Source organism: Streptomyces sp. NPDC052701 (genome assembly GCF_040678355.1).
Classification (GTDB): Bacteria; Actinomycetota; Actinomycetes; order Streptomycetales; family Streptomycetaceae; genus Streptomyces.
Window position 1 is genome coordinate 1 of record NZ_JBFATO010000053.1, and the last position, 21,771, is coordinate 21,771.

General features: G+C 68.8%; 22 protein-coding genes and 1 pseudogene. 12 read left to right on the plus strand and 11 right to left on the minus strand.

From position 1 onward, the window contains the following. Window positions 1-773: 773 nt before the first annotated feature. The 4 genes from AB0L29_RS33750 to AB0L29_RS33765 all read left to right on the plus strand — a co-directional run bounded on the left by AB0L29_RS33750 (window position 774) and on the right by AB0L29_RS33765 (window position 4,433). The gene (locus tag AB0L29_RS33750; RefSeq protein ID WP_365832883.1) at window positions 774-1,889 is read left to right on the plus strand and encodes a bifunctional DNA primase/polymerase; all 1,116 of its coding nucleotides are present in this window, start codon (window positions 774-776) and stop codon (window positions 1,887-1,889) included. After that, entirely contained in the window at window positions 1,886-3,412 is a 1,527-nt protein-coding gene (locus AB0L29_RS33755) for a phage/plasmid primase, P4 family (RefSeq protein ID WP_365832885.1), read from the plus strand. The genes AB0L29_RS33750 and AB0L29_RS33755 overlap by 4 nt, the downstream gene beginning before the upstream one ends. Next, window positions 3,409-3,810 (plus strand): DUF6009 family protein, encoded by a 402-nt coding sequence (locus AB0L29_RS33760; protein ID WP_365832887.1) that lies wholly within the window; start codon window positions 3,409-3,411, stop codon window positions 3,808-3,810. Before AB0L29_RS33755 ends, AB0L29_RS33760 begins: the two co-directional genes overlap by 4 nt. A gap of 83 nt (window positions 3,811-3,893) precedes the next feature. Next, a complete protein-coding gene (locus AB0L29_RS33765) occupies window positions 3,894-4,433 on the plus strand; it encodes a GNAT family N-acetyltransferase (protein WP_365832889.1) in 540 nt (179 codons plus the stop codon). Between the two features lie 224 nt (window positions 4,434-4,657). Here AB0L29_RS33765 and AB0L29_RS33770 read toward each other — a convergent pair whose 3' ends face one another. Continuing rightward, on the minus strand, window positions 4,658-5,038 hold the full coding sequence (locus AB0L29_RS33770; protein ID WP_365832891.1) for a hypothetical protein: 381 nt from the start codon (window positions 5,036-5,038) through the stop codon (window positions 4,658-4,660). Between the two features lie 484 nt (window positions 5,039-5,522). Between AB0L29_RS33770 and AB0L29_RS33775 the strand changes: the two genes are divergently transcribed. From AB0L29_RS33775 to AB0L29_RS33785, 3 genes are read left to right on the plus strand one after another with little or no spacing between them, the layout of a single operon-like run. Further along, window positions 5,523-5,927: a hypothetical protein gene (locus AB0L29_RS33775; RefSeq protein ID WP_365832893.1), complete on the plus strand. Its 405-nt coding sequence runs from the start codon at window positions 5,523-5,525 to the stop codon at window positions 5,925-5,927. Next, window positions 5,927-6,310, plus strand: a complete 384-nt coding sequence (locus tag AB0L29_RS33780; RefSeq protein ID WP_365832896.1) for a NucA/NucB deoxyribonuclease domain-containing protein — start codon at window positions 5,927-5,929, stop codon at window positions 6,308-6,310. Before AB0L29_RS33775 ends, AB0L29_RS33780 begins: the two co-directional genes overlap by 1 nt. 33 nt (window positions 6,311-6,343) lie before the next feature. Continuing rightward, a complete protein-coding gene (locus tag AB0L29_RS33785) occupies window positions 6,344-6,871 on the plus strand; it encodes a hypothetical protein (protein ID WP_365832898.1) in 528 nt (175 codons plus the stop codon). Between the two features lie 225 nt (window positions 6,872-7,096). On the opposite strand, the pseudogene AB0L29_RS33790 reads toward AB0L29_RS33785, so the two are convergent. Together AB0L29_RS33790 and AB0L29_RS33795 are read right to left on the minus strand one after the other, a co-directional pair. After that, window positions 7,097-7,159 (minus strand): annotated as a pseudogene (locus tag AB0L29_RS33790) (hypothetical protein); the annotation flags it as partial. A gap of 346 nt (window positions 7,160-7,505) precedes the next feature. Beyond that, on the minus strand, window positions 7,506-8,822 hold the full coding sequence (locus AB0L29_RS33795) for a helix-turn-helix transcriptional regulator (protein WP_365832900.1): 1,317 nt from the start codon (window positions 8,820-8,822) through the stop codon (window positions 7,506-7,508). Window positions 8,823-9,018: 196 nt separating this feature from the next. Here AB0L29_RS33795 and AB0L29_RS33800 point away from each other — a divergent pair, with 196 nt between their 5' ends. Next, window positions 9,019-10,062 (plus strand): NAD-dependent epimerase/dehydratase family protein, encoded by a 1,044-nt coding sequence (locus tag AB0L29_RS33800; RefSeq protein WP_365832902.1) that lies wholly within the window; start codon window positions 9,019-9,021, stop codon window positions 10,060-10,062. A 5-nt stretch (window positions 10,063-10,067) separates the two neighbouring features. Here AB0L29_RS33800 and AB0L29_RS33805 read toward each other — a convergent pair whose 3' ends face one another. Beyond that, window positions 10,068-10,913 (minus strand): glycosyltransferase, encoded by an 846-nt coding sequence (locus tag AB0L29_RS33805; protein WP_365832904.1) that lies wholly within the window; start codon window positions 10,911-10,913, stop codon window positions 10,068-10,070. Window positions 10,914-10,957: 44 nt separating this feature from the next. Between AB0L29_RS33805 and AB0L29_RS33810 the strand changes: the two genes are divergently transcribed. The 4 genes from AB0L29_RS33810 to AB0L29_RS33825 all read left to right on the plus strand — a co-directional run bounded on the left by AB0L29_RS33810 (window position 10,958) and on the right by AB0L29_RS33825 (window position 14,311). After that, window positions 10,958-11,710, plus strand: a complete 753-nt coding sequence (locus AB0L29_RS33810; protein WP_365832906.1) for a hypothetical protein — start codon at window positions 10,958-10,960, stop codon at window positions 11,708-11,710. Between the two features lie 11 nt (window positions 11,711-11,721). Then, window positions 11,722-13,056 (plus strand): hypothetical protein, encoded by a 1,335-nt coding sequence (locus tag AB0L29_RS33815; protein ID WP_365832908.1) that lies wholly within the window; start codon window positions 11,722-11,724, stop codon window positions 13,054-13,056. Between the two features lie 251 nt (window positions 13,057-13,307). Continuing rightward, window positions 13,308-13,475: a hypothetical protein gene (locus tag AB0L29_RS33820; RefSeq protein ID WP_365832910.1), complete on the plus strand. Its 168-nt coding sequence runs from the start codon at window positions 13,308-13,310 to the stop codon at window positions 13,473-13,475. A gap of 338 nt (window positions 13,476-13,813) precedes the next feature. Continuing rightward, window positions 13,814-14,311 (plus strand): lamin tail domain-containing protein, encoded by a 498-nt coding sequence (locus AB0L29_RS33825; RefSeq protein WP_365832912.1) that lies wholly within the window; start codon window positions 13,814-13,816, stop codon window positions 14,309-14,311. Between the two features lie 463 nt (window positions 14,312-14,774). On the opposite strand, the gene AB0L29_RS33830 is transcribed toward AB0L29_RS33825, so the two are convergent. From AB0L29_RS33830 to AB0L29_RS33860, 7 genes are all read right to left on the minus strand, one after another. Next, entirely contained in the window at window positions 14,775-14,948 is a 174-nt protein-coding gene (locus AB0L29_RS33830; RefSeq protein WP_365832913.1) for a hypothetical protein, read from the minus strand. A 601-nt stretch (window positions 14,949-15,549) separates the two neighbouring features. Beyond that, the gene (locus tag AB0L29_RS33835; RefSeq protein WP_365832915.1) at window positions 15,550-16,314 is read right to left on the minus strand and encodes a hypothetical protein; all 765 of its coding nucleotides are present in this window, start codon (window positions 16,312-16,314) and stop codon (window positions 15,550-15,552) included. After that, a complete protein-coding gene (locus tag AB0L29_RS33840; protein ID WP_365832917.1) occupies window positions 16,311-18,341 on the minus strand; it encodes a hypothetical protein in 2,031 nt (676 codons plus the stop codon). The genes AB0L29_RS33835 and AB0L29_RS33840 overlap by 4 nt, the downstream gene beginning before the upstream one ends. Further along, window positions 18,338-19,159, minus strand: coding sequence for a hypothetical protein (locus tag AB0L29_RS33845; protein ID WP_365832919.1), 822 nt, complete (start codon window positions 19,157-19,159; stop codon window positions 18,338-18,340). Before AB0L29_RS33845 ends, AB0L29_RS33840 begins: the two co-directional genes overlap by 4 nt. 105 nt (window positions 19,160-19,264) lie before the next feature. Further along, the gene (locus AB0L29_RS33850; RefSeq protein ID WP_365832921.1) at window positions 19,265-19,951 is read right to left on the minus strand and encodes a Crp/Fnr family transcriptional regulator; all 687 of its coding nucleotides are present in this window, start codon (window positions 19,949-19,951) and stop codon (window positions 19,265-19,267) included. Continuing rightward, window positions 19,948-20,484, minus strand: a complete 537-nt coding sequence (locus tag AB0L29_RS33855; protein WP_365832923.1) for a Pycsar system effector family protein — start codon at window positions 20,482-20,484, stop codon at window positions 19,948-19,950. Before AB0L29_RS33855 ends, AB0L29_RS33850 begins: the two co-directional genes overlap by 4 nt. 783 nt (window positions 20,485-21,267) lie before the next feature. Further along, window positions 21,268-21,720, minus strand: coding sequence for a GNAT family N-acetyltransferase (locus AB0L29_RS33860; RefSeq protein WP_365504657.1), 453 nt, complete (start codon window positions 21,718-21,720; stop codon window positions 21,268-21,270). Between the last annotated feature and the right edge of the window lie 51 nt (window positions 21,721-21,771).

A 21,771-nucleotide genomic window follows, 5' to 3' on the forward strand; every position in this document is an offset into this window, starting at 1 on the left:
CACCCGTCGAATACGAGACCAGCTACTACCTGACAACCACGAAACCCCAGGTCACAACCACCAACTGAGATCTCTACCGAACCCGGGGCGGTTCAGGTCACCATGCGGACCGCGCCGGCGAACCAGTACAACACGGTGCGCCCGTTCCTGGCCCTGCTCGGCGGGGTCTCGACGCTGGGGGCGGCGCCGGTTGGCGTGAGGGTGCTAGCCGGGGTGCAGCCGGCTGCCGGCACTGGCGCGGGGGCGGGTGAAGGACAAGCTGCTAAGGCAGGTGCTGGGAAAAGCGGCCAGCGCTTTCTGCTCAACCTTTGTCCGGCCCTCAGTCGCTTCAGTCGCTTCGGTCGCTGCTCTCCGCAGGACCCAGCGACTGAAGGGTCAGCGACCCAGCGACTCTTCAGTCGCTGTTGACGGAAGCGAAAAGCCCAGTTCAGAGCGTTGATGAGTCAGCCACAGCGACTGAAGCGACTGAAGCTCCCGACATATGAAGACATTCGTGTGTGCGCGTGTGCGTGATATATACGAAGCTTCAGTCGCTTCGGTCGCTGTTTGCGACACCAAACCTCACCTGACCTGCTGCTTTCCCTGCCTGGCTGTAGAGCGACCGAAGCTGCCTTGGTCGCTTTCCTCCTCCTTCAGTCGCTGGCACCTGCCTCACCGATCGCATCATCGACACGGCTCCAGGGCGTATTCGCATGTGCTCCACAACCTCACCGGCAACGTTCGCTAGTCTGTGTCCGTCGTTGAGTCGCTTCGGTCGCTAACAGGGGGTGGAGATGCCAGCTGAGCTGCACTTTCCTCATAGCGACTCACGGCAGCCCGCCGCTGGTCCTTCAGTCGCTGAGCTGTCGCTTGCCACTGCTTGCTGGTGCGCGCGCCAAGGCTGGCCGGTGCATCCCCTCACTCCGGGTCGTAAGACCCCGGCCGCAAACTGCAGCGACTGTCGTACCCGCCCTCACCCGCCGACCCTGTGCCCCTGTATCCCGGCAGGCCGCTGGTGCCACGGGTTCCACGCTGCCACGCTCGACCAGGACCGCATTCACCAATGGTGGAGGACCAATCCAAAGTTCGGCATCGGGGTGTCCTGCGGCCCAGCCGGCCTGGTCGTCATCGACATTGACGCCCACCCCGCCCAGCCGCCTACACGGGACCGGATCCTGCCGGGCATTCCCATCGCTGACCATGTCGACCTCACCGGCCTGGCCAACGGCTTCCACACGCTCGCCGTCCTTGCCGCCCTTCACGGCCAGCCCAGCCCCGCCGACGACACCACCACCCTGCGCGTACGCACCCCCTCCGGGGGCCTGCACGTCTGGTACCGGGCCGGAGACGGCCGCCGCTGGCAGTCCTCCGTCGGCTCCAGCACGGGCCGGGCCCTGGCCTGGCAGGTCGACATCCGCGCCCACGGCAGCTACATCATCGCCCCCGGCACTACTACCCAGCACGGCACCTACACCCCCATCGGGGACACCCGTGAGCCAGCCCCGCTGCCCCTCTGGATCGCCCAGGAACTCGAGCGCACCGGTCACCTGCCCTCGCCCACCACCCCTACTCCCAGGCCAGTCCCGCCCCGCGCCCGTCAAGCCGTCCTTGCCGCAGGCGGCGGCCGAGACGGCCTCCAGCGCATCCTCACCTCGGTCCTTGCCCCCGTCGAGGCCTGCGGTCAGATCGCCGAAGGCGCCGGGTTCTCGGACACCCTCAACCGCGCTGCCTACACCCTCGGCGGTCTTATCGCCGCCGGCCGCCTGCCCCAGGAAGAGGCAGAACAGGCTCTGAAGGAAACCGCGACCGCGGCCCGTCCCGGACAGGAGCGCCGTATCGAGCAGATTATCCGCAGTGGTCTCGCCGCAGGTCTCAAGCGGCCCTTGCACGGCAACGGGAGGCGCCCGTGACGTCACCCAAGCCCGAGACGCTCTTCGAATTCAACCCCGAAGCCGTCGCCGCCCAGATCCGCGCCCAACGTGGCACCGCAGTACCACGTCCGGTACCGGGCGAGACCAACCACCTCCCGGCCGGTGAGGCAACTGCCAACGGACTGCTGCCCGACACACTGACCGACCGCGGCAACGCCAAATTGTTCGTCAACCTCTATGCCAACGACTACCGCCACGTGCCTGGCATCGGCTGGTACCGGTGGGACACCACCCGCTGGCAGATCGACGAGGACGACACCGTCCTGTGGGCCGCCGGCGACCTTGCAGAAAGCATTGCCACGCATGACCCCCGCGGCGTCTTCACCACCACCGCCCTGCAGCGGCACCGCCGCCGAGCCCTGTCCACCGCCGGCATCAACGCCATGCTCGCCCAGGCCAAGTCCGCCCCGGGCATGGTCCTCAACGCCGCTCTGCTGGACGCCGACCCTTACGCCTTGTGCACTCCGGATGGAATCGTCGACCTGCGCACCGGGCTGGTGAAGACCCCGGACCCGAACAAGGACTTCCACTCCCGCTCCACCACCGTTGGCCCGCAGCACGTGCCCACCCCGAGGTGGGAAAGGTTCCTGACCGACACCTTCGGTGATGACGCCGAAGGCCGGGAGATGATCGACTACCTGCAGCTGCTGCTCGGGTACTCCGTCACCGGCGACGTCGGCGCCCAGATCCTTCCGTTCCTGTTCGGCTCCGGCAAGAACGGCAAGTCCGTCCTGCTGGACGTGTTGATGAAACTCCTCGGCGACTACGCCGATGCGGCTCCGCCCGGTTTCCTCATGGCCCGCCCCTACGAAGGCCACCCCACTGACCTCGCCGAACTCCACGGCCGCCGCGTCATCGTCTGCTCCGAGGTCAAGCCCGGCGACAAGTTCGACGAAGCCCGCGTCAAACTGCTCACCGGCGGCGACCGCATCAAGGCCCGCCGCATGCGGCAGGACTTCTTCAGCTTCGAACCCACCCACAAGCTGTGGCTGCTCGGCAACCACCGTCCCGAAGTCGGCACCGGCGGCTTCGCCTTCTGGCGCCGCATGCGACTGATCCCCTTCGAACGTGTCGTCCCCGACCACCGCAAGATCGACAACCTGGCGGACATCCTCGTCACCGAGGAAGGCCCCGGCATCCTGGGCTGGCTCATCGACGGCGCTCGCCGCTATCTCGCCGGCGACCGCGACCTCACCGGCCCCGAACGCGTCCGCATCGCCACCACCGCCTACGCCGAAACCGAAGACCACACTGGCCGTTTCTACGAAGAGTGCTGCGTACTGGGCCCAGATCTAAGGGCCGAGCAGACGGCGCTCTACGCCACCTACAAGGCGTGGTGCCAAAATGAAGGGGCACCGATCATGTCCTCCAGAGCGTTCGCCGCCCGCACTCGGGAACTCGTGGGACTGGCCTCGCCCAAGGAGATGATCCTGTCCAACCAGCGCAAGCACTACCCGGGCATCGGACTGCTCACCGACCAGGAAAGGGAAGCCGGCGCATGAGCTCCCTGATCACCGAGGACGAGATCAGCCACGAAACCGAGCTCGTCTGGCTGGAAGAGATCGGCAACCTCGACTACGTCCGCCAGAGCCTGGACCGACTACCCACCCGCAAGGGCAAGCCGGCCTACCACCGGGACGGACGCATGGTCGGTTACGCCCTTCTTGGCCCCACCGCAAAGCCCTCTCGCGCTTCCGGAACGTTCCGTCGTCGCGTTTTCTGGCTCCTGCCGCACGACCGCGATAGCGAGCCCGAGGGCCTGTACGCCAAAAGCGCCCCCGCCGAAGCCGTCGACCCACGCACCCTCGAGCCGCGTGTGAAGGGCTATAAGACCGAACGTTCCGAAGGCGGTCCCCCCTCCAGGGCCATGCAGCAGCTGGGTATAACCCTGCCGCTCTGACCCCCTGGACGCGCTGGGCGCCGGAAGATCTACTGGCCTCACCGGTATCGCCTTATGCCGAGCCTGCTGATTGGCTGGCCGACATGATGGATCTCGGACCCGTTGCCTGGCCGCCTGCACCGATCAGGACCGAAAGGCTCGTGCTCCGTAAGCCCGAGGCCCGGGACCGTGCGGCGTTCATCGAGCTGCTGGCGTCGCCGGAAGTGCACACCTATCTCGGTGGACCCCGGCCGCGTGACGAGCTTGAGCGCGAGTTGCCCGAGGTGCCCGAGCGGTGGCCCGGGAGTTTCGTCGTCGATCTCGGCGGGGCGATGATCGGCCAGGTCCTGCTCAGGAGAGCGCCGGAGCACCATCGCCCGGCTGCCGCGGGGAGGGCCGACCTCGGCTACCTGTTCCTGCCGCGGGCGTGGGGATTCGGGTATGCCGCCGAATCGTGCGCGGCGGCACTGGACTGGTTCGAAAGCGTCTTTCCCGGTGAGCCGGTGGTGCTCGCCACTCAGACCGCCAACGTCGGCTCGATGCGCCTCGCGGCAAAGCTGGGGTTCACCGAAGTAGAGCGGTTCCGGGCCTGGGACGCCGATCAGTGGCTCGGCCTGCGGGTCCCGGTCACGCCCTCCGATTGAGCTCGCGCTCGGCAGCGTGGATCTGTCGAAGTGCCGTTGATCTCGTTGACGAAGCCGGCAGATTCGCGGGAAATGCGGCACCCTCAAGCGGCCTGTTCCACCGCATCGACCCCGCCCGATACGCACCACTCCGTGCCGTCGGCCGCACCGGCGCGCACCCATCCCCACGGTGGTGCGGCTACCGGAGTGCACCGTATGAGCCAGCACCAGGCGCTCATCACGCATCACCTCCAGGATGCCGACAGGCTCCGCGAAGTCGAGGTCCGGGGCGACGCTCGCCGTGAACCGATGATGCTGCGGGCGATGCCCAACGCCGCCGTGATGAGGGAGTTTTGTGCCCAGTCCCGCAGCGCGGACAGCAGCACGCACCCGACCTCATCCAGCGCGAAGGAGTTCGCGCACGGGTCGCTGTCGCTGTCCACAGCCGTGACGGGCCAGATGATGTCCTCGGCCAGCCGCAGCAGGACGAACGCCGGCTCCGGATCCGCTTCCGCCTGCCCGGCGACAGCTGCGCCGCCACCCATCTGCAGCGCCAGGAGGTAGTCGAAGCCCCGCTCCACCTGATCGGGCGTCAGCGGTGTACGGGGCGGGGGCAGGTAGGGCATCAAGCTCTCCTCACGGTGGCCGCCGCGCGATCCGCGGCGTCGTCCTCGCACGCTCGGCCTGCTGACTTGTGGACAGCAGCCGGAGAATTACCCCTCTCCGTCCAGAAGGAGTGAATCAGGCTGCAAGGGTTGAACCTGGCCCTCCATGGCTGCCTTGTTCGGCCCGGCCGCGAATTCGACCGTGCCCCTTCCCAGGTCGGCTACGACCTCGACCACCGCTGCGTTCCCCCTTGACCACGCTCGCTGGCGGCGGCCGTCAGACCGCAGTCAAGGGCGCCTTGTGCACGCTGCTTCCCCGAACACCGCCCACCAAAGGGCGGCCCGAAGCGAAGGAGCCACCGCGATGACCACGCACCACCACTGGCAGGAACCCGGCGCGCCCGCTCCGACCAGCGCCGGGCAAGCCGTCCCGGCCTCCTGCGGTGCGCACTGGGGACGCCACCGTGGAACCCACTAGGTCGCCTCCTGCGAGCTGAAACGGCCGGTGATTGAAAACATCCGCGTCCAGCCGATCCCGACCGAAGACGCCACGAAGTGGCGGCTGGGCCAGCACATCCGAGACAGCATCAATGCGTCCAAGAGTGACTCGGATCCCAAGGTGACCGCGCCGCAGACCGTGGCCCGGGACGAACTGCTCGGCGTGTGGGACAGCACACTCCACTGGGCCCTCACCTACACCTTCCCGGACAAGGGCGCCCTGTTCGACCAGGGCAACCAGCAGCGCGTCTTTTCGACTATCACGATGGACCTGAGCGCCAGTGCCCCAACGCTGCGCCCTTCACCGAAGGAAGCAGCGTCTACACATCGAGCGTCCGCTACGACTACGCCGGGAAGGCCGCGGGCAAGTACAAGGGCACGGTCTTCACCAGGGCTCGTGTGGAACTCGTGATGAGCCAGAAGGACCCGGCGGTCAACGAAAGCGCGCTGCACATCTACGACGCCCTGAACCGCCCTGAGCGCACCTTCCCCTCCTGGCCGGGCAAGAGCGTCCCGGGTGCGGAGGAACCCCTGCACCGGCTGGTCAACAAGGAGAAGCAGGACGCGAACCGTAAGTGCTCCATCAAGGAGTGCGTGAAAGTGTGGGGGAACTACTCCGGCAGTGGCCTGGAGTGTGACGAGTACCCCTTCGCCTCGACCGAGGAAGGATCCACCAGGGGCGACAACCGGTTCTCCGTCCGGCTGATCGACGGTGACGACAACGAGACCGGGGGCGCCGGCTCAACAACATGTACACCCTCAACCGCATGCTGGACGGCGACGCCTTCTACATGAAGATCACCAGCCAGCAGGAAAGGCATTGCAGCCATGGCGCTCCTAGCCGAATACAGTTGCAAAGCCACCCCGGCCCGCCGCGTCGTCGAGGTATACGACGCGGATGCCTACCTCGGCGACGACGACGCCATGGCAGCCGCCCGCCGACAGGTGGTAGCCGGCAACGGCTACCACCTGTACCTCCTCAGCCTGCAACCCGACATCGACGTGCAGGTGACCATCCGCATCTGGGATACCCGGCCCACCCCACCCACCAGCGCCGAGGGCCATGCGGCCGTCAGCATCGAATCCGAGACCGGGATCCTCGTTGTCAACCAACTCGAATACGGGCCCGCAGGCGAGATGACCCTGCCCCGACCCGGGGTCTACGAGGGCCACGCATGGTGGGAAAACCGACAGGCGACAGCTGACTACTACACGACCATCCTCGATCACCCCACCGACGACACCTTCGAAGACCACCTCACCCAAGCGTGGAGCAGCTGCCCCGTCTCCGAACGCTACGTCCTCGACCTCGCCTACACCGGCGCGCCCGAGCCCTTCGACGACGAGGAACTGTGACCACGCCGAACCAGTCCGTCGCATACAGCTCCCAAACGGTGCTGTCACGTTATTGGATGTGTGAGTGCCTGATGGTATGCCGGGTGTGGTGGGGCCGGGTTCCGGCTCTGTACGATGCCAGCCTTTCCCGGGGCCAGCTGGCCCGGTGTCCGCCAACGTGGTGCCCACCCGGTTGCCATCGCTGACGGCGTCGTCCTGGTCGTCGTCGGGGTGGAGGTCCAGGAAGAGGCGCAGCCGCCCTCCGGGCTCGCCGGGCTCGTGGATCGTGCGTTCAGCCGCGGTGACCGCGCACTGGGCGCGGGCCGCGTGACTTCGACGCCTCGGCCGGCCAGGAGCACGAGGTTGCGACGGGGGTTGCGTCTACCTGTTGCAATGGACGTTGTCACAAAGGTTGCACAGGCCGCAGGCCCGGCCCCGTGCCTATACAGGTCATCACGCCGTTTCGCCGTGGTCGGCCAGCTGCGTCAGCTCACCTACCGGCGATAACCACCCGCACACGCCTGCCACCCGCTGTGCTTGGCTCGGCCACGGGTCGCGTGGCCGAGCCGCGAGCGACCGCCTTCAGGCGTCCCACAGCCGGCAGCCGACAGCGCCTGCCCATCGGCTGGTTGCAGTACATTCAGCGCCGCTCGTGTCATACGGCGAGGCGTTCCCGGGCGTACTCGCGTAGCTCGACCATCGGCTGTTCGGTGCGGCCGTCGGTACGGCGGATGAGCGCGCGGACCAGGTCGATGCAGCGGGCGGCGCCTGAGTCGAGGGCGGTGTCGAGGGCGGCGCGGGCATCGGCTGCGGCGGCCCAGGTGTCCCGGCCGTGCAGTGAGCCTTCAGCCCGGTAGGTCAAGAACACCGCTCTCGTGCGCGAGCGGCGCGGCTGTAGTTCGCCGAGGCCTGCGTCGATCGCGGCGCCGGCGCGTCCCGGGTCGCCGAGGTCGAGCCAGCACCGTCCGGCGTCGGCGTTGACATCCGCCACCGACATCCACGAGACCACCGGGGGCGTTTCCTGCGGGCGTATCCGCTCCAGCTCGGTCTCGGCGGAGGCCAGCGCGCGCTGGGTTTCCTGCCGGTCCTGCAGTACGGCGCAGGCCCGGGCGCGGCGTACGTCCAGCAGACAGCGGGCGGCTGGCGTACGGGTGCGGGAGCGGGCGTGCTCGAGGACCCGGACGGCGTCGTCGGGCCGGGACAGCCAGGTGGCCTGGTAGGCGAGGTCGGACAGGGCGACGGCGGCCAGGTCGCGTTCCCCGGCCTGGTGTGCGGCGTGGACGGCGGCCTGCCAGTGGCGCTGGGCGTCGGCGTGGAGGCCGGCGTCGAAGCGCAGCCACGCGGCGCAGTGCGCGAGTTCGGCGGCCACGGCGTGCAGGCGGCGGCCGACAGCCGCGGTGTACCGGTCCTGTGCGATGAGATCGACAGCAGTGCTCAGGTGCGCGTCGATCAGGCCGGACACCTGCCGGTGCGGCCCGGAGGTGAGAGCGCGCAGCTCACCGGATCGCTGCTCCAGCCACCGCAGCAGCTCCTCGTCGACCATCTGCCCGTCGAGGGCCTGGCCGAGGTGGCGCGGCTCGATGCGAGCCCAGTCGGCGGCGATGTCGACCAGGGCGCTGCTGCTGAGCACCAGGAAGGATCGTCGGTCCATGCGGGTGACCTGCACCTCTCTCAGGGCGGCTCGGCTGCCCGACGGGCTGAACGGGGCGGGTTCCTCGAAGGCGGGCAGCCAGCCGGGCCAGCCAAGACATTCGACCGTGGCGGCGGGAATCCCGAGGACGCCGGCCAGCAGCAGCTGGCTTTCCTCGCTCGGTCTGGTGCCGCCTGCCTCCCACAGCCAGATCCGGTTGCGGTCGACGCCGCTGCGCAGACCGCGCCGCCGGGCCTCGGCCCGTATCAGGCGGGCGAGGTCGTTCATGGACCAGTGGTGCTGCCGGCGCAGGTGCGTCAGTGGATGCTGATCGAGGTCCATACCACCCCCGCGATATCGCCTTCCGCTGTGTCACCACCACCATGCCGCACCCGAAGGGGAGGTGAACTGGTTTCGGCGAGGCGGGCACACACCGGCCACACAGTCATCCCCTGGAGCGCGGCGGATGGCTGGTGGTGTCCTCGACATCCCCACGCCACGCACCTGCGTGGCGGTGTCGAGAAGGGTGACATCCCGCATGAACGCAACCGATCGCCTCGCTGCTCTGTCCGGCGCCACCGTGGCGGTGACCGGCGGTTTCGGACTGGTCGGCAGCCGTATCGTGCACAAGCTCCGCGCGATCGGCGCCACGCCGCTGGCCGTGGGGCGGCTGGACGCCTACGGCTCCCCCGTCTCCTGCGTGTTCCGCATCTCCCCGGCCGACTCCGACGTCATCGCCGGCGATATCACCGACTCGGCGCTGATGGATCACGTCGTGGGACGTGCCGACTACGTGATCCATGCCGCCGCCCTGGCCGACGTCGCGGAGTGCACCCGCAACCCGGGGGCGGCGCTGCAGGCCAACATCCAGGGCACCCAGACCGTGCTGGACGCCGCCGCCCGGCACAGCGCCACTCTGAAGCGCCTGGTGTTCGTGTCCTCGGCCAGCGTGTACGGCGTCGGAGCCGGCTCCACGACCGTGGGCGCCCGGTTCAGCGAGGAAGACCCCCTGCGGCCCGCGTCGGTGTATGCCAACACCAAACTGTGGGGCGAATATCAGACCGCCCTGACCCTGGGCGGCGCCGGCAGCTCGTACACCGTCGTGCGCTACTTCTCGGTCTACGGCGAACCGCAGGTGGTCAAGGAGAACTCCCACAGCTGGGTCGTGGCGTGGTTCGCGATGCGGGCCGCGCTCGGGCTGCCGCTGCACCTCAACGGCGGCGGCCGCCAGGTCCGCGACTTCGTGCACGTCGACGACATCGCCGAGGCGACACTGCTGGCGGCCGTCACCGACCGCGCCGACCGGGCCACCGTCAACATTGGCACCGGCCGCGCCACCTCCATCCGGCAGGTCGCCGACCTGGTGCGCCACCACTATCCCGCCGCGCAGATCCTTGACACTCCCCGGCCCGAGGGCGACCCGCTCGGGGCGTGCGCCGACATCACCCGCATGCGTGAGGTGCTGGACTGGGCGCCCCGGGTCGACATCGAGACGGGCGTGCGCCGCTACCTTCACTGGCTGGAGCGAACCCCCGAAGCGATCCCGGCCTGGCTGCGCGCCCAGGCCCGCGCGGCCGCGTGAGCCGCTCAGATCACGGGAGGCCGGCCAAGGCGGGTAAGCCGCACGACGGTGCGCCAGCGCATCGGCCGGCGGCGCCCGCACGAGGTGCGCCACCCTTCAGCGAACCCGCCGAACCAGGCCCGCAGCCCGGCGAGGCTGCGGGTGCGGGCCAGCGTCACCGTCACCCACACCAGCAAGTACACCGGCACCAAGACGGCCGGCAAGTGCCGGCGGGCCAGGTAGACCCGGTTGCGGGCGTTCACCCGGTAGAAGAAGGAGTGCCGGGCCGGGGAGGTCCGCGGGTGCTGCAGCAGCAGCTGCGGGTCGTACAGGACCCGCCAGCCGGCGTCGATCGCCCGCCAGGCCATGTCGGTCTCCTCATGGGCGAAGAAGAACGCGTCCGGCCAGTGCCCGACCTGCTCCAGCATCTTCGTGGACAGCACGTGCGCGCCGCCGAGGAAGCCGGTCACCAGGCCGCCGCGCATCGGATCGCCGGCCCGCAGCCGGGGCACGTGGCGGCGCTGCGTCACCCCGCTCTCATCAGCGATGCGGAATCCCACGATGCCGAGCCGGGAGTCGGCCTCGAACAACTTGGTGATCCGGGCGAATACGTCATCGGAGACGAGCAGCCCGTCATCGTCCAGGTCCAGGACCAGGTCGACGTCCCGCAGGTGCTCCAGGGCGGCGTTGCGGCCGCCGGTCACTCCCCGGTTCTCGGGCAGCTGCACCGTTTCCACCCACGGCGGCAGGTCCGGCACCTGGCACCCGTTGCCGACCACGACGACCCGCGCCGCAGGGGCTGTCTGCGCATGGACCGAGGCCAGCAGCTTTGCCAGCTCCTTGGGCCGTATGCCCATCGTCACGATCGCCACGCCCAGCTTCACGCCTGCCCGTACCCATCTGCTCGAAGGACGCCATGCCCGACCGAACCCACCACCGTGCCTGCCTGCGCGACCTCGCCCAGCAGCACCGACTGCCCGATCACCAGCCGATGGACCAGATGACGCTGGAGTGGATCGTGCGCAACCGTCCGGTGAACTTCGTTGCCGCGCCCAGCTTGCCACGCCCGGGGCTGATGCTCGTACCCGAACGATCCTGGTTCGCGGCCCCCCGCCTGACAGGCTCCAACCACGGCATCCGCCACAACGCCCGGGTCAGCCTGCTCGCCGCGCTCCTCGCCGAGGAACTGGGCCTTGACGGCGACGACATCGCAGCGGTGTGCGCGGCCGGGGCGGTCCACGACTGCCGGCGCCTCGATGACCGGGATGACCCCGGCCACGGGCAGCGGGCCGCGTCGTGGTTCCGGCAGCACGCGGCCACGGTCACCAAAGCCCTGGGCCGCGCAGTACCGGCGGCCGTACTAGAGCGGGCCGCTCAAGCAATCGCCGTGCACGACGTGCCCTACAGCCGTTTCACCGTCCACCAAGAGCACGCCTACCGGCAGGCCCCGCACCTGACGGACGTCCTCAAGGCGGCCGACTGCATGGACCGCTACCGCCTGCCGCTCAGACGGTGGTGGCCGGACACGACCCGGCTGCGCATTGCGGTGCCCGACTGGCTGCCCCCGGCCGCGTTCACGCTCGTCGTGCACAGCGAGCAGGCCGCCCTCGACGGCGCCACCCACCACCAGGCCCTCACCGCCGCCCACCAGACCCTCATCACCCGATAGGAGACCACCCCGTGGACACCGACCTCGACGACGCCCACACCGACCACACCAGCCCTCACGCCCGGCCCGTCCCACGCGGGTGCGCCGAAAGCGACACCGACTGGCGCCACTACCTGCACAACGACACCCCGGGCGGATGGCTGCTCGCACAAAACGCCATGACCCAGGCCCTCACCAGCGGCCGCCCCATCCACCTGATGCACACCACCGTGGCGCTGGACGCCATCCGTGCCAGCGGCCAGCTGTACGCCTCCTCCGGGTGCCTGCTCGCCGCGCTGTACTGCGCGCCGCTGACCCCGACCCCGGCCGGATTACGCCCGCACAATCTCGGCGCCTACCTGCTGCAGACCAAGCCGCACACCCGCACCCTGGTCATCGAGATCACCCCCACCAGCCCGGCGCCGGCGAAGGGCATCGACTACCTCCGGCTCGGCCGGCTCCACCTGCGCACCTACCTGGAACATCGCACTTTGCTCACCGGGGCCGAGGACGCCCAGCTACGGGGCCGGGCACTGCAGCAGATCCGCGCGGCCGCCCCGTTCCTGGACACGCTGCTGGCCACCGCCACCGCCACCGGCCGCCGGACGGAGCCCGGGATGTTCGTGGACCAGCTCGCCACCGCCGTCCACAACCTTCCTTTCCTTGGCTACCTGTACTTCGAGGTGCTGTCGGAATACCTGATGCTGCACTCCACCAGCCCGGAAACCAAGACGTACGCGGCCATCGGCGAGATGAACAACCGCCTCTACAAGCGTCTGGCGTTCACCGCGGTGGACGGCATGGACAAGCTGTTCGACCTGTCCCGATTCCACCCGGACCATCAGCACCTGCACGACCTGATCGCCCGCATCGAGCCCGCGCTGGCTCCCGGAGCCGCGCAGTACACCAGGGACCGTCTCTCGCACCTGTTCACCGGCCTGTCCCTGGATCCCGGCGAAGACGCGACTGCCTATACCTTCCGCGAGCAGGACTTCGACGGCCTCGTCCGGACCGCGCCGTCACTGCTGGGGCAGGCCATCTTCCGCCAGATGCGGACCCTCGCACGGTATCCGCAGCTCTATCTCGCCTTCGAGCAGGCCAAAGCCCTGCAGGCGTGGAACTACTGGAACGGCGAGCGGATCGCGGCCCCCTTCAACGGATTCCTCCCCAAAGGAGAGATCGGCGTCAACCCCGCCTACCCGTCCGCCGAGTGCACAGTATGGTCGGCGGACACCTGCGAACGGGGCCTGCTCCACCCGGTCGACCGGCTTGACGTCACGTTCATGCCCCGGCTGGCGGACCTGTCCATGACCGCGATGCGCCGCGACGACACCGGCAGAGCCGCCGGGCATCCGGTCACCGCGTGAAGACAGTTCGTCTTCTCCACTACGGTGAGGGCCCGTGACTCCCGGCCCCCGTCCGGACCCCCAGCCCTCACCTTGCCGCAGTTTCCCGCTTCCGCCGCCACGGGGCATGCTCGGACGAGCACAACCCGCCCGGCCGGACAGCACACCGCCGAGGACGGTGACGGCCTCGGCGGAGACCGTGCCTGGGTCAGCGCGTACGGTGCGATCCCGGGTATCCGGATCACCTTGGCCGACGAAGAGATGTGAGGGCAATGGCCGTATCGGCAGCACGCGACCGGCGCGCCTCGAAGCCCGCGAAGCTGCTGCCCGGCCCGGCCCGGCACCGCGAGCCAGGCCAGGTGCCGGTATCGGTGGGCGTCGGCCCCATCGACGGACCCGACGCGACCGACGACAGCCTGCTATTCACCAAGAGGCCGTGACAGTCCCGGCGCGATGACGGGGCGGGGCCCTCGCCCGCCGGGCGGACGACACACGTACGCGCTTTTGCGGACCTCGGTGGGCAGCCGGCCCTACGCCCCGTCTTCCATGTGGTGCCGGGCGGGCCGCCCGAGCTCCCTCAGCCGCCGGCCGGCGTCGCCCGACTGGTCGTAGTGCCGTAAAGGCGCCGCCATTTCGTCCTGGACCGGCTGTGCGCCCTATCGGTGGCTGGCCGCGTTCACTCGAACGGGTGATTGAGCATCCTCCTGTGCAACCGGGGCGGCTGCTTGCGGGTCTTGCCCATGCAACATCGTTCATTCAAGTGTGGGGGAGCATCCTCTTGCGTATCCGTTCCGTCCTGGCCGTGGCTGTCACCGCCGGTGCCCTGGCCGTTCTCGTTCCCGCCGTGTCGGCTCAGGCCGCCGAGTACAGCTCGGCCCTGAAGGTCCGCGGCATCCAGTACGACGCCCCCGGCCGGGACTCCAACAGCTGCTCCACGGGCAACACCGACGAGGAATACCTGACGGTCAAGAACTACTCGTCCTCGGCGACCGTCAACCTCAAGGGCTACGTCGTCAAGGACGCCGCCGGCAACCGCTTCACTTTCACCGCCAACCACTACCTGCAGCCCGGCGACTACATCAAGCTGCGCGGCGGCCACGGCACCGACTCCGACGCGAACAACGTCGTCTACCGCGACAACTGCAACTTCCTGTGGAACAACGACCAGGACACCATCTACCTGTACAAGCCCTCCGGCGCCCGCGCGGACGTGCACTCCTACACCAAGCGCGACCACGACCGCGACGGCAACGGCTACATCAGCTACCACAGCTGACACCCGCCCCCGGCAGGCCGGCCCTGACCCGCCTGAGCGCTCCGCGAAAGCGGTCCTGGACAACCGGCTGCACGAACCCGCGCGGCTGCGCTGAGGTCCGGGCCCGGGCCGGGGCCGTGTGAGCGCCCCGACCGCGGGCAGACGGCATGTGACTGGGGAGTGAAGTGCGAGGGCGGCGCGTACCGGCGAAAGTACGCGCCGTCCCCGCATGCGCCTCCGGTGCTGCGGGAACCAGGGCAGCCGCGGCGGTAGGGGGACCGCTTCGGCGGTGGCGTGCTGCGGCAGCAGCCGGAAACACCCTTTGCTGGCGGGCTGCACGGTGACCACGCGACCGCGCCCTCGCATCCGGCCTGAACGACTGCATCGCCGACAAGGTCGTGGTCCGCCACTTACGCCAGATCACCGTGCCGCAGGAGGGCCGCCGCGTCCCCGCAGTGGACGACAGCGTGGTGTTGCGGCCGGTTTATTGCAGGTGGCCTGCGGCGTCGTGGTGGCCCAGGAGCACCGTCCGGGGAGTGGCGAGGGAGTCGGCGGCCGCTCTGGTGACGGCCTCAGTGGTGACCCGCACCTTGTACTTGAACCACGACCACACCGGCCGGTAGGGCTCATCGAGCCGCTTGAAGCACAGGCTCTCCACCCTGGCCGCCGTCCACCCCAGCCACTGCCGGGTCGGTGGTAGATGGGCACAGCGTCAGCGGCGCAAGTCAGGCCGTGGTCCGCGAACGGTGCCTCCAAGGCCGCGCGCCGCCGCGCGTAGGGCCACCCGGTCGTCTCCGTCCCGGACACCTGAGCAGATCGAACGCCAAAGCGGGCGGGATTTTAGTGCCTAGGGTGTCATGGCTGGTGTGTACATCGGTGTGGGTGTGCTGAGCTTTGGCTGCCGTGTGCGGGCGTCAAGGGCGGGCCCCAGTCGAGGACGTGGATGCCGACGGCTTCGACTAGGGCGGTGTCCAGTCGGAGAAGTTGTACGGGGGAGTGGCCGTGGCGTTGAAGCCATCGTTGGCGGCGGTTCTGTTCTGTGCTGCTGAGCTCATGCCAGTGGTCGTGGTAGATGCCAGGCGGGCCGCAGGGACTCTGGCGGGTCCAGACGCGGACGAAGTCGGTCTCGTCCGGGGCGCTGGCCAGGGTGACCAGAGCCCATGCGGTGGCGTAGGGAAGGGTCGGCCCATGTCGGGTCATGAGCTGGCGGGTGCGCAGTTGGCGCAGGGGTGCCAGAAACCATCGTGTGGTGTGCAGGTTCATGCCGGTGCCCTCCCGGGGTCGGTGTGGATGTGCCAGTGGGCGGTGGCGGTTGCCAAGTCGTGCTGGCCGAGGGCGGTCAGGGTCTGCGAAAGCACTCTGAGGAAGAGTTCGCGCTGCTGCGGGGTGTGCAGGGCGGTGAGGAACTGGTCGGTGAAGCGCTGGATGTCGCTGTGGGTGTCGTCGTTTCCTGGCTCGTGTGGCAGGGGTAGGCTCTTCAATTTCTCTGCGAGCGCTGTGAGTTCGGTGTAGCGGTCGGGGAACCGGTCCATCCACCACACCCGGCGCAGGTCCGGGTCGGCGAGTACTTGTTGCAGGTGGGCCAGGCGGCGCCTTTGGTCTTCGTGTTCGAGGTCGCTGGCCTGTTGCCGACGTGCGTGTTCCTCGGCCAAGTCGCGGTCCCGGGCCGTGGCGGCTAGCTGCACCGCTCCCGTGACCTCCAAACCGGCTGCGGGGCGATGCCACCGCATCACCGTGGTGTTGGCCGCGTCCTGGGCCGCAGCGAGCTGAAGGACGGAGTACCGGCCCAGGACGCGGGCGGCCTCTTGGCGCAGGTGATGGCGGGCGAGTGTCGTCGGGTCGTGATGATCGAGTGGTGCGTCGTGCATGAGGCGCCATACCCCGTCGATGCGCACGGTGAAGAACACGCTGGCGATATGGCTGGGTATTCGCTCACCGCTCAGGGTGAGCGGATACCCAGCCTCGGTGCCAGGCTCCTCGGGTGCGGAGCGGGTGTCCTTGCGGCGCCGGGGCAGGATGTTCACGTTGCCGGGAGGGCGTCTTCGCCGCCGGGTCCGGGAACAGCGCCGTGTTGGGGGAGGGAGGCTGTTTGTTCGGCGATCAGCCGGTCGAGCAGTACGCGGCGGCGCCTCCGTCCCAGGTCGGTGCTGAGGGCGGAGCCCACGAGCAGTTCGGCGGCTCCTGCCTGCGTGAGGTGCCCGCGGAGTACCGCTGTTGCCAGGGGCAGCACCTGTTCGTCCGACAACTGGGCGGAGTCCAGCAGGGCTGCCAGGTGCCTGTGGGCCTTCTCGGCTGCGGCGGGTTCCAGCAGCGCCGCGCGCCAGCCACGGACGAAGAACTGGTCGGCCGGGGCTTCGGTGGCGTCGTCGGTCGTCTCCGGTGTGACGGGCACGGGCAGGAGGTGGTCACTGGTGACGTCGGTCAGCGCGAGGAAGGTGCCAGCTCCGGCTTGGCGCACGGCGAGGTCGGGAGACTCGGCCCATTCCACGATCTCCGACAGCACCAGCAGACGCTGCTCGGGTTCGGCGGCCAGGGTGCGCACGGCCTTGGCCACCGCCGCGTGGGCCCGGCCGTCCGGCCGCGAGGCCAGCAGGCGCAGCCGGGTCAGGGCGATCCGCGGATACTCCTGGCCCAGTCTGCCGGCGCAGATGTCGGCTACCGCTGCGGCCAGCGCCTCGCTGGTGGTCTTCTGATGGGCCCAGTCGTACAGCTGCTTGCGGACGCCGACGCCGATGACCGGGTCGAGCGCCATGGCCTCCAGAATCTCCACGGCCAGCTGCCGGTGAGCGGCGCCGCCTGTCTCAATCCAGGTGCTGGCCACGGACTGCACCATTGCGCCGCCGGGCAGCAAGGACAGCTGTGCCAGGGAGTCGGCGATGCGGCGCAGGTGCCGTACGGCGATTCCGCCCGGTGCGCTGATGCGCGAGGCCCACTCCAGCAGCACGCGTCGCAGCGGCGGTCGCTGCTGCCAGACGTACTTCAAGACGGCTTCGGCCAACCCGTGGTGCTCGGCGTCGAGTGAGAGGTTCTCGCCGTCGACGGCTGAAGCGTCGATGGCCTCCAGCCGCGCATCCAGGTCCCGTCCAGCCAACGCACCGCCCGCCGGCAGGCTGCCGCCGACGTGCGCGAAGAGCTGGTCCGCTGCCTCCAGCACCGTGTGGGCCGGTACGCCGTCCAGCAGGGCGGTAGCTACCAGCAGAGCCCGCTCCCGCAGGTCGTCGCCGCTTGCATGCTTTTCGAACCAGTCCCGCAGGTGGTCCTTCCAGTCCGTGAACTCCTGCTTGACCGCTTCCTTGTCGCCCTTTTCATCTTGGGCGACAAGGCGGGCCAGGCGAGCCGCGTCGGCGGCCCGGGTCGCCGACGCGAGCAGTCCCTTTAAGGGTTCATCGGTCAGCCAGTCCACTCTGTCGGCCGCGAGGTGCTGCAGATGTGCCTCGGCGATCTCCCTTGCCGCCGGGCGGACCATGCGCACGCTGGGCACGGTGGTGAGCGCGCCGGGGGCCCATGCACTGGGAGTGGCCAGGATGATCAGGAAAGCTTCCGCCGCTTCGGCCTCCTTTTGGTAGTCGGCCAGGCCGGTATAGAAGTCCTCGGGCAGCGATGAGTAGCCGCTCAGATCCAGGACGAAGCCCAGCTTCCGGGAATGAGGGATCTGCTCGATGCGCGGCCGGTCCCAGTCCGGCACCAGCCAGCGGATCCGTTCCCGGGGCACGCCCGCGGTGCGCAGCACCCGCAGCGCAGCCGTGCGCCGCCCCGTGCCCGCCTCGCCGAGGAGTGCCAGCACATGACGCGGAGCGTGCGGGCGCTGCAGCACGCTCATGGCCTGGGCCACCTGGCCGGAGCCGTAGAGTCCCGGGGGATCGACGAAAGCGTGCTCCACAAGATCCATCTCGTGGTCATCCACGCCGACCCCGCGCAGGTACTCCCAGCCACGCACATAGCGGTGGTGGTGATGCTCCTCGTAGTCCCCGCCGACCTGCGTCACGCGTGCGCGGCCGGAGGCCTCGGCCTGCTGCACAGTCCCCGCCCCGGTGCCCCGCGCCCCCGTCATGACCGCTCCCGGCCGGTGATGTAGTCGCCGCCCACCTGCACCAACCGCGCTTTGCCACTGGCTTTGGCCTTCTGCCGCACGTCGGCCGGGTGCCCGTCTACCGCCTGCGGCTCGGCCCTCTCCTGCGGGGCGCCCTCCTCCCGCGGCCGCAACTGCGGTGCACCACCCTGCTCATAGAGATAAGGGCTGATCATCGCCGGGACCAGGCCGGGGACAAAGAGCCAGCAGACTTCCTCGAAGTCCGGCTTGCCGTCGACACGTGCCTTGGTCCGGAGGAACTGGCGTTCGTTCAGATCCGGTGTGCGGCCAGCACGCACCGAGTGGCGGAAGGCGGTGTCTGACACGACAGCGGCGAGGAAGGAGCCGTTGTCCGCGGCCGCGGCCATGGCCCGGCGAACGGCGTCGCTGTCGACGAGGCGGCAGGCCTCGTTGATGGCATCACCGCGGTGGTCTGCTGTCAGCGGCCCTACGTGGACACTCGCCCGCAGCCGGATGAGCGGCGCACTGGCCAAGCGCTCTCGGTCGTAGCGCTTGAGTGCCTGGTGCAGGTTGTCGAGCAGCGGGTCGACCAGGCGGGCTGTGTGCCGAGCGGGCAGCACGATGATGGCGCCGTCGCCGGTGTCCTTGTAGGTGCTCTGCGGCGATCGGGTGTGCGTAAGCCCGCTGTGGGTGAGTACGGTGGCCAGGATGTCGTCCAGGTCGCTGCGGACGGGCGCCATCTTCGCCTCGGGAATCTTGCTGTAGCCCTTCATGTCGACGACCAGGAGAGCACGCTCCTCAGGGACGTCGAGCGTGTCGGGCGGTGTAGGGGAGCTCATGGGTGACCGGCCTTTCAACCTCAAGGGGTTGGATGGGTGCCCCATGCTGGCCCGGAGTCGGGTGGCCGTGGTGCCCAGTAGTGGGCACCGTGCTGGTGGGGCCGGTCACGTCTGTGCGTGTGCGTGTGACTGGATCGAGGCGATGTCACGGATGAGGAGCCCCCCAGCGGCCTCGGTCTCGAGCCATCCCTGTTCACGCCAGGGTCTGAGGGCCGTGCCCACAGCGTTGCGGGAGGCCCCAATCATCTGCGACAGCTCTGCCTGGGTCAGCCGCACCACATGATCGGTGCTGTCCGCGGAAGCAGCGTGCACCAGCCGGCCGAGCGCGGCGGCCAGGCGCAGCGGGACGGGCGCGGTGGCCAGCTCCAGGCGCACAGTTTCGGCTTCGCGGACCCGGGCGATGGCGTGACGCAGCAGGGAAGCCAGCAGCTGATGACGACTTACGAAGGCGAGGAAGGAGGCGGCCGTGATGATGTGCACCCGGCAGTCCTCGGCGGCGATGACTGTGGCGGTGCGCGGCTGATTGTCCAGGACGGCCAGCTCGCCCAGCAGCTCGCCGGCTCCGCGCACGGCCAGCAGTGCCCGCTCCCCGTTCGGCCCTGTCAGCGTAACCAGGGTCGATCCGGAAGCCAGCAGGATCACATGGGTGCCGGGGTCTCCCTGCCGCAGCAGCACGCTCCTGGCGGGGCGGATGCGTTCGGGAGCCAGGTCGCGCAGCTGCGACCACAGTCGTTCACCGATGACAGAAGCATGCGATTGATACATATTCCCCCCGAATGTGTCAGTCGTCACGTTGCAATATTCTCAAGTGGTATGTATATGTCCAATAGGCCAATTCCGGCCATTGCGACGGCGGCCGTCGTCAGATCGACGGCCCACCTGACAGCCCGGAACTTCCGCCGCGCCAGCGCCGCCAGCAGCGCCAGCCGCTCCGCCTCCGCCTGCAGGTCCTCCTTGGCGTCCATGGAGGCGAAGGCCGAAACGACCTCCTCCGGCCGATGTCGGTCGGAGGCGAAGGCTCCGAAAGCTGCCGGCCCGACAGCCCGGGAAAAGGCCGGGCGGATGGCGTGAAGCGCTGCGACCAGCGCCATGCCGAGAAGAGCGGCCGCGCACGCCAGGACGGCCATGGGCAACAGCGGATCGCCGCGCAGAGCCGATAGCGCGGCAGCGTCGACAGCCAGAAGTGCGCCGGCCACGCCACACAGCGTGGTCGCCTTCGCATCTGCCCGCTGCATCTCCACGAACATCTCTCCGGTTCGGGCCTCAAGCCGTTGATGCACCAGCGACATAGCCAACGATCCGCAACTCATGCTCGCTTCGGACACGACGCTCCTCCTTCGCCCCTGCACCGCTGCCGCCGTGCCCTCTCACCGTGCAGGACTCATGTCCGCGTGTGTGCCCGCTGCAAGGCACACCGCGTGCTGCACCCGTCACACGCCAGGTCTGCAGTGTCGGCCCCGGTGCGCTGCGGACCAGGGCAGAAGGGGACAGCTGAAGCTCCATGTGGGCCTACGCCCTAAGAGAGGGCGGCTGCCTGAGGCGGCGTGGAGCATAGGGGCCACCGGAACGGAGGTGACATCCTGGCGGCGCCTGGATTCGGAGAGGTCGGCCACCAAGCCTGCAACCGTCCGCAGGCGTTCTTCCAGTCACATCTGCTGGTTGTCCGAGCAGGCGGTGGCTGATACGAGCTGACCATGGACCCAGGGGCGTCGGGGTCCGTGCCGACGGCTATGGCTCGGACATGGGCGACGCGGGGTGGAGGGTGGTCCGGGAGGCGTTGCCGACGTCGGCGTGGGTGGACAGCCGCGGCGGGCGGCCGGAGGGTTGACGACTGCAAGCAGCGCGCCATAACTGCCGAACGCCAAACCGAGCACACCGAACACGGGCACCGGGAGCAGGACCAAGCCGTGCGTGGCTTCGTTGATTTCTAGGAACAGCGTTTGTCGGCCGGTTCCGGAGGCAGCTGGTGATCGCTGGGCTGACGGCTGTCGATGAGAAATGACGGCACGGTCGTGTCTGGGACGTGTGACGGGCGGACCCTCATCCGGCGCTGGGGTAGGCCGGTGAAGGGTGAGCAGTCCTCGCCGCGGCCTGGGAGAGGCGAGTCTCTATGGCGCCGTGTCCCGTAGGTCAGGGCGGTTCCTGGGCAGTCCGAAGCCCGCCATCTGCTTCTCCTCGTAGGACAAGAAGCCAAGGCTCCGGTAGAAGGCGTGGTTGCGCTTGCCTTCCGGTGACGACTCGTGGTCTGTGGAGAGGAGGAAGAAGCGGCAGTGCGAGTAGCGTCGCATGAGGTGTTCGACGAGGGTTCGGCCGACGCCCTGCCTGTGATGCGCAGGGTTGACAACGACGTCCTGGACGTAGCAGATGTGTTCGTCGTCGGAGACGGTCCGGGCCAGTCCGAGGAGCGTTCCTGAACCGTCTCGTGCGGTAATGACGAGGTGAGAGTTCCGCAGGCCGCGACAGAGTTTGTCGACGTCGGCGGTGTAGCCCTCCCAGCCGACCGAGTCGTAGAGGTTCAGCATCTCCTCAGGATCGAACACGTCCTCTTCCGTGATGAACACGCCAAACCCCCTGCGGCGGTGCCGCTTCTCGATGCCGACTTCTCACTGCAT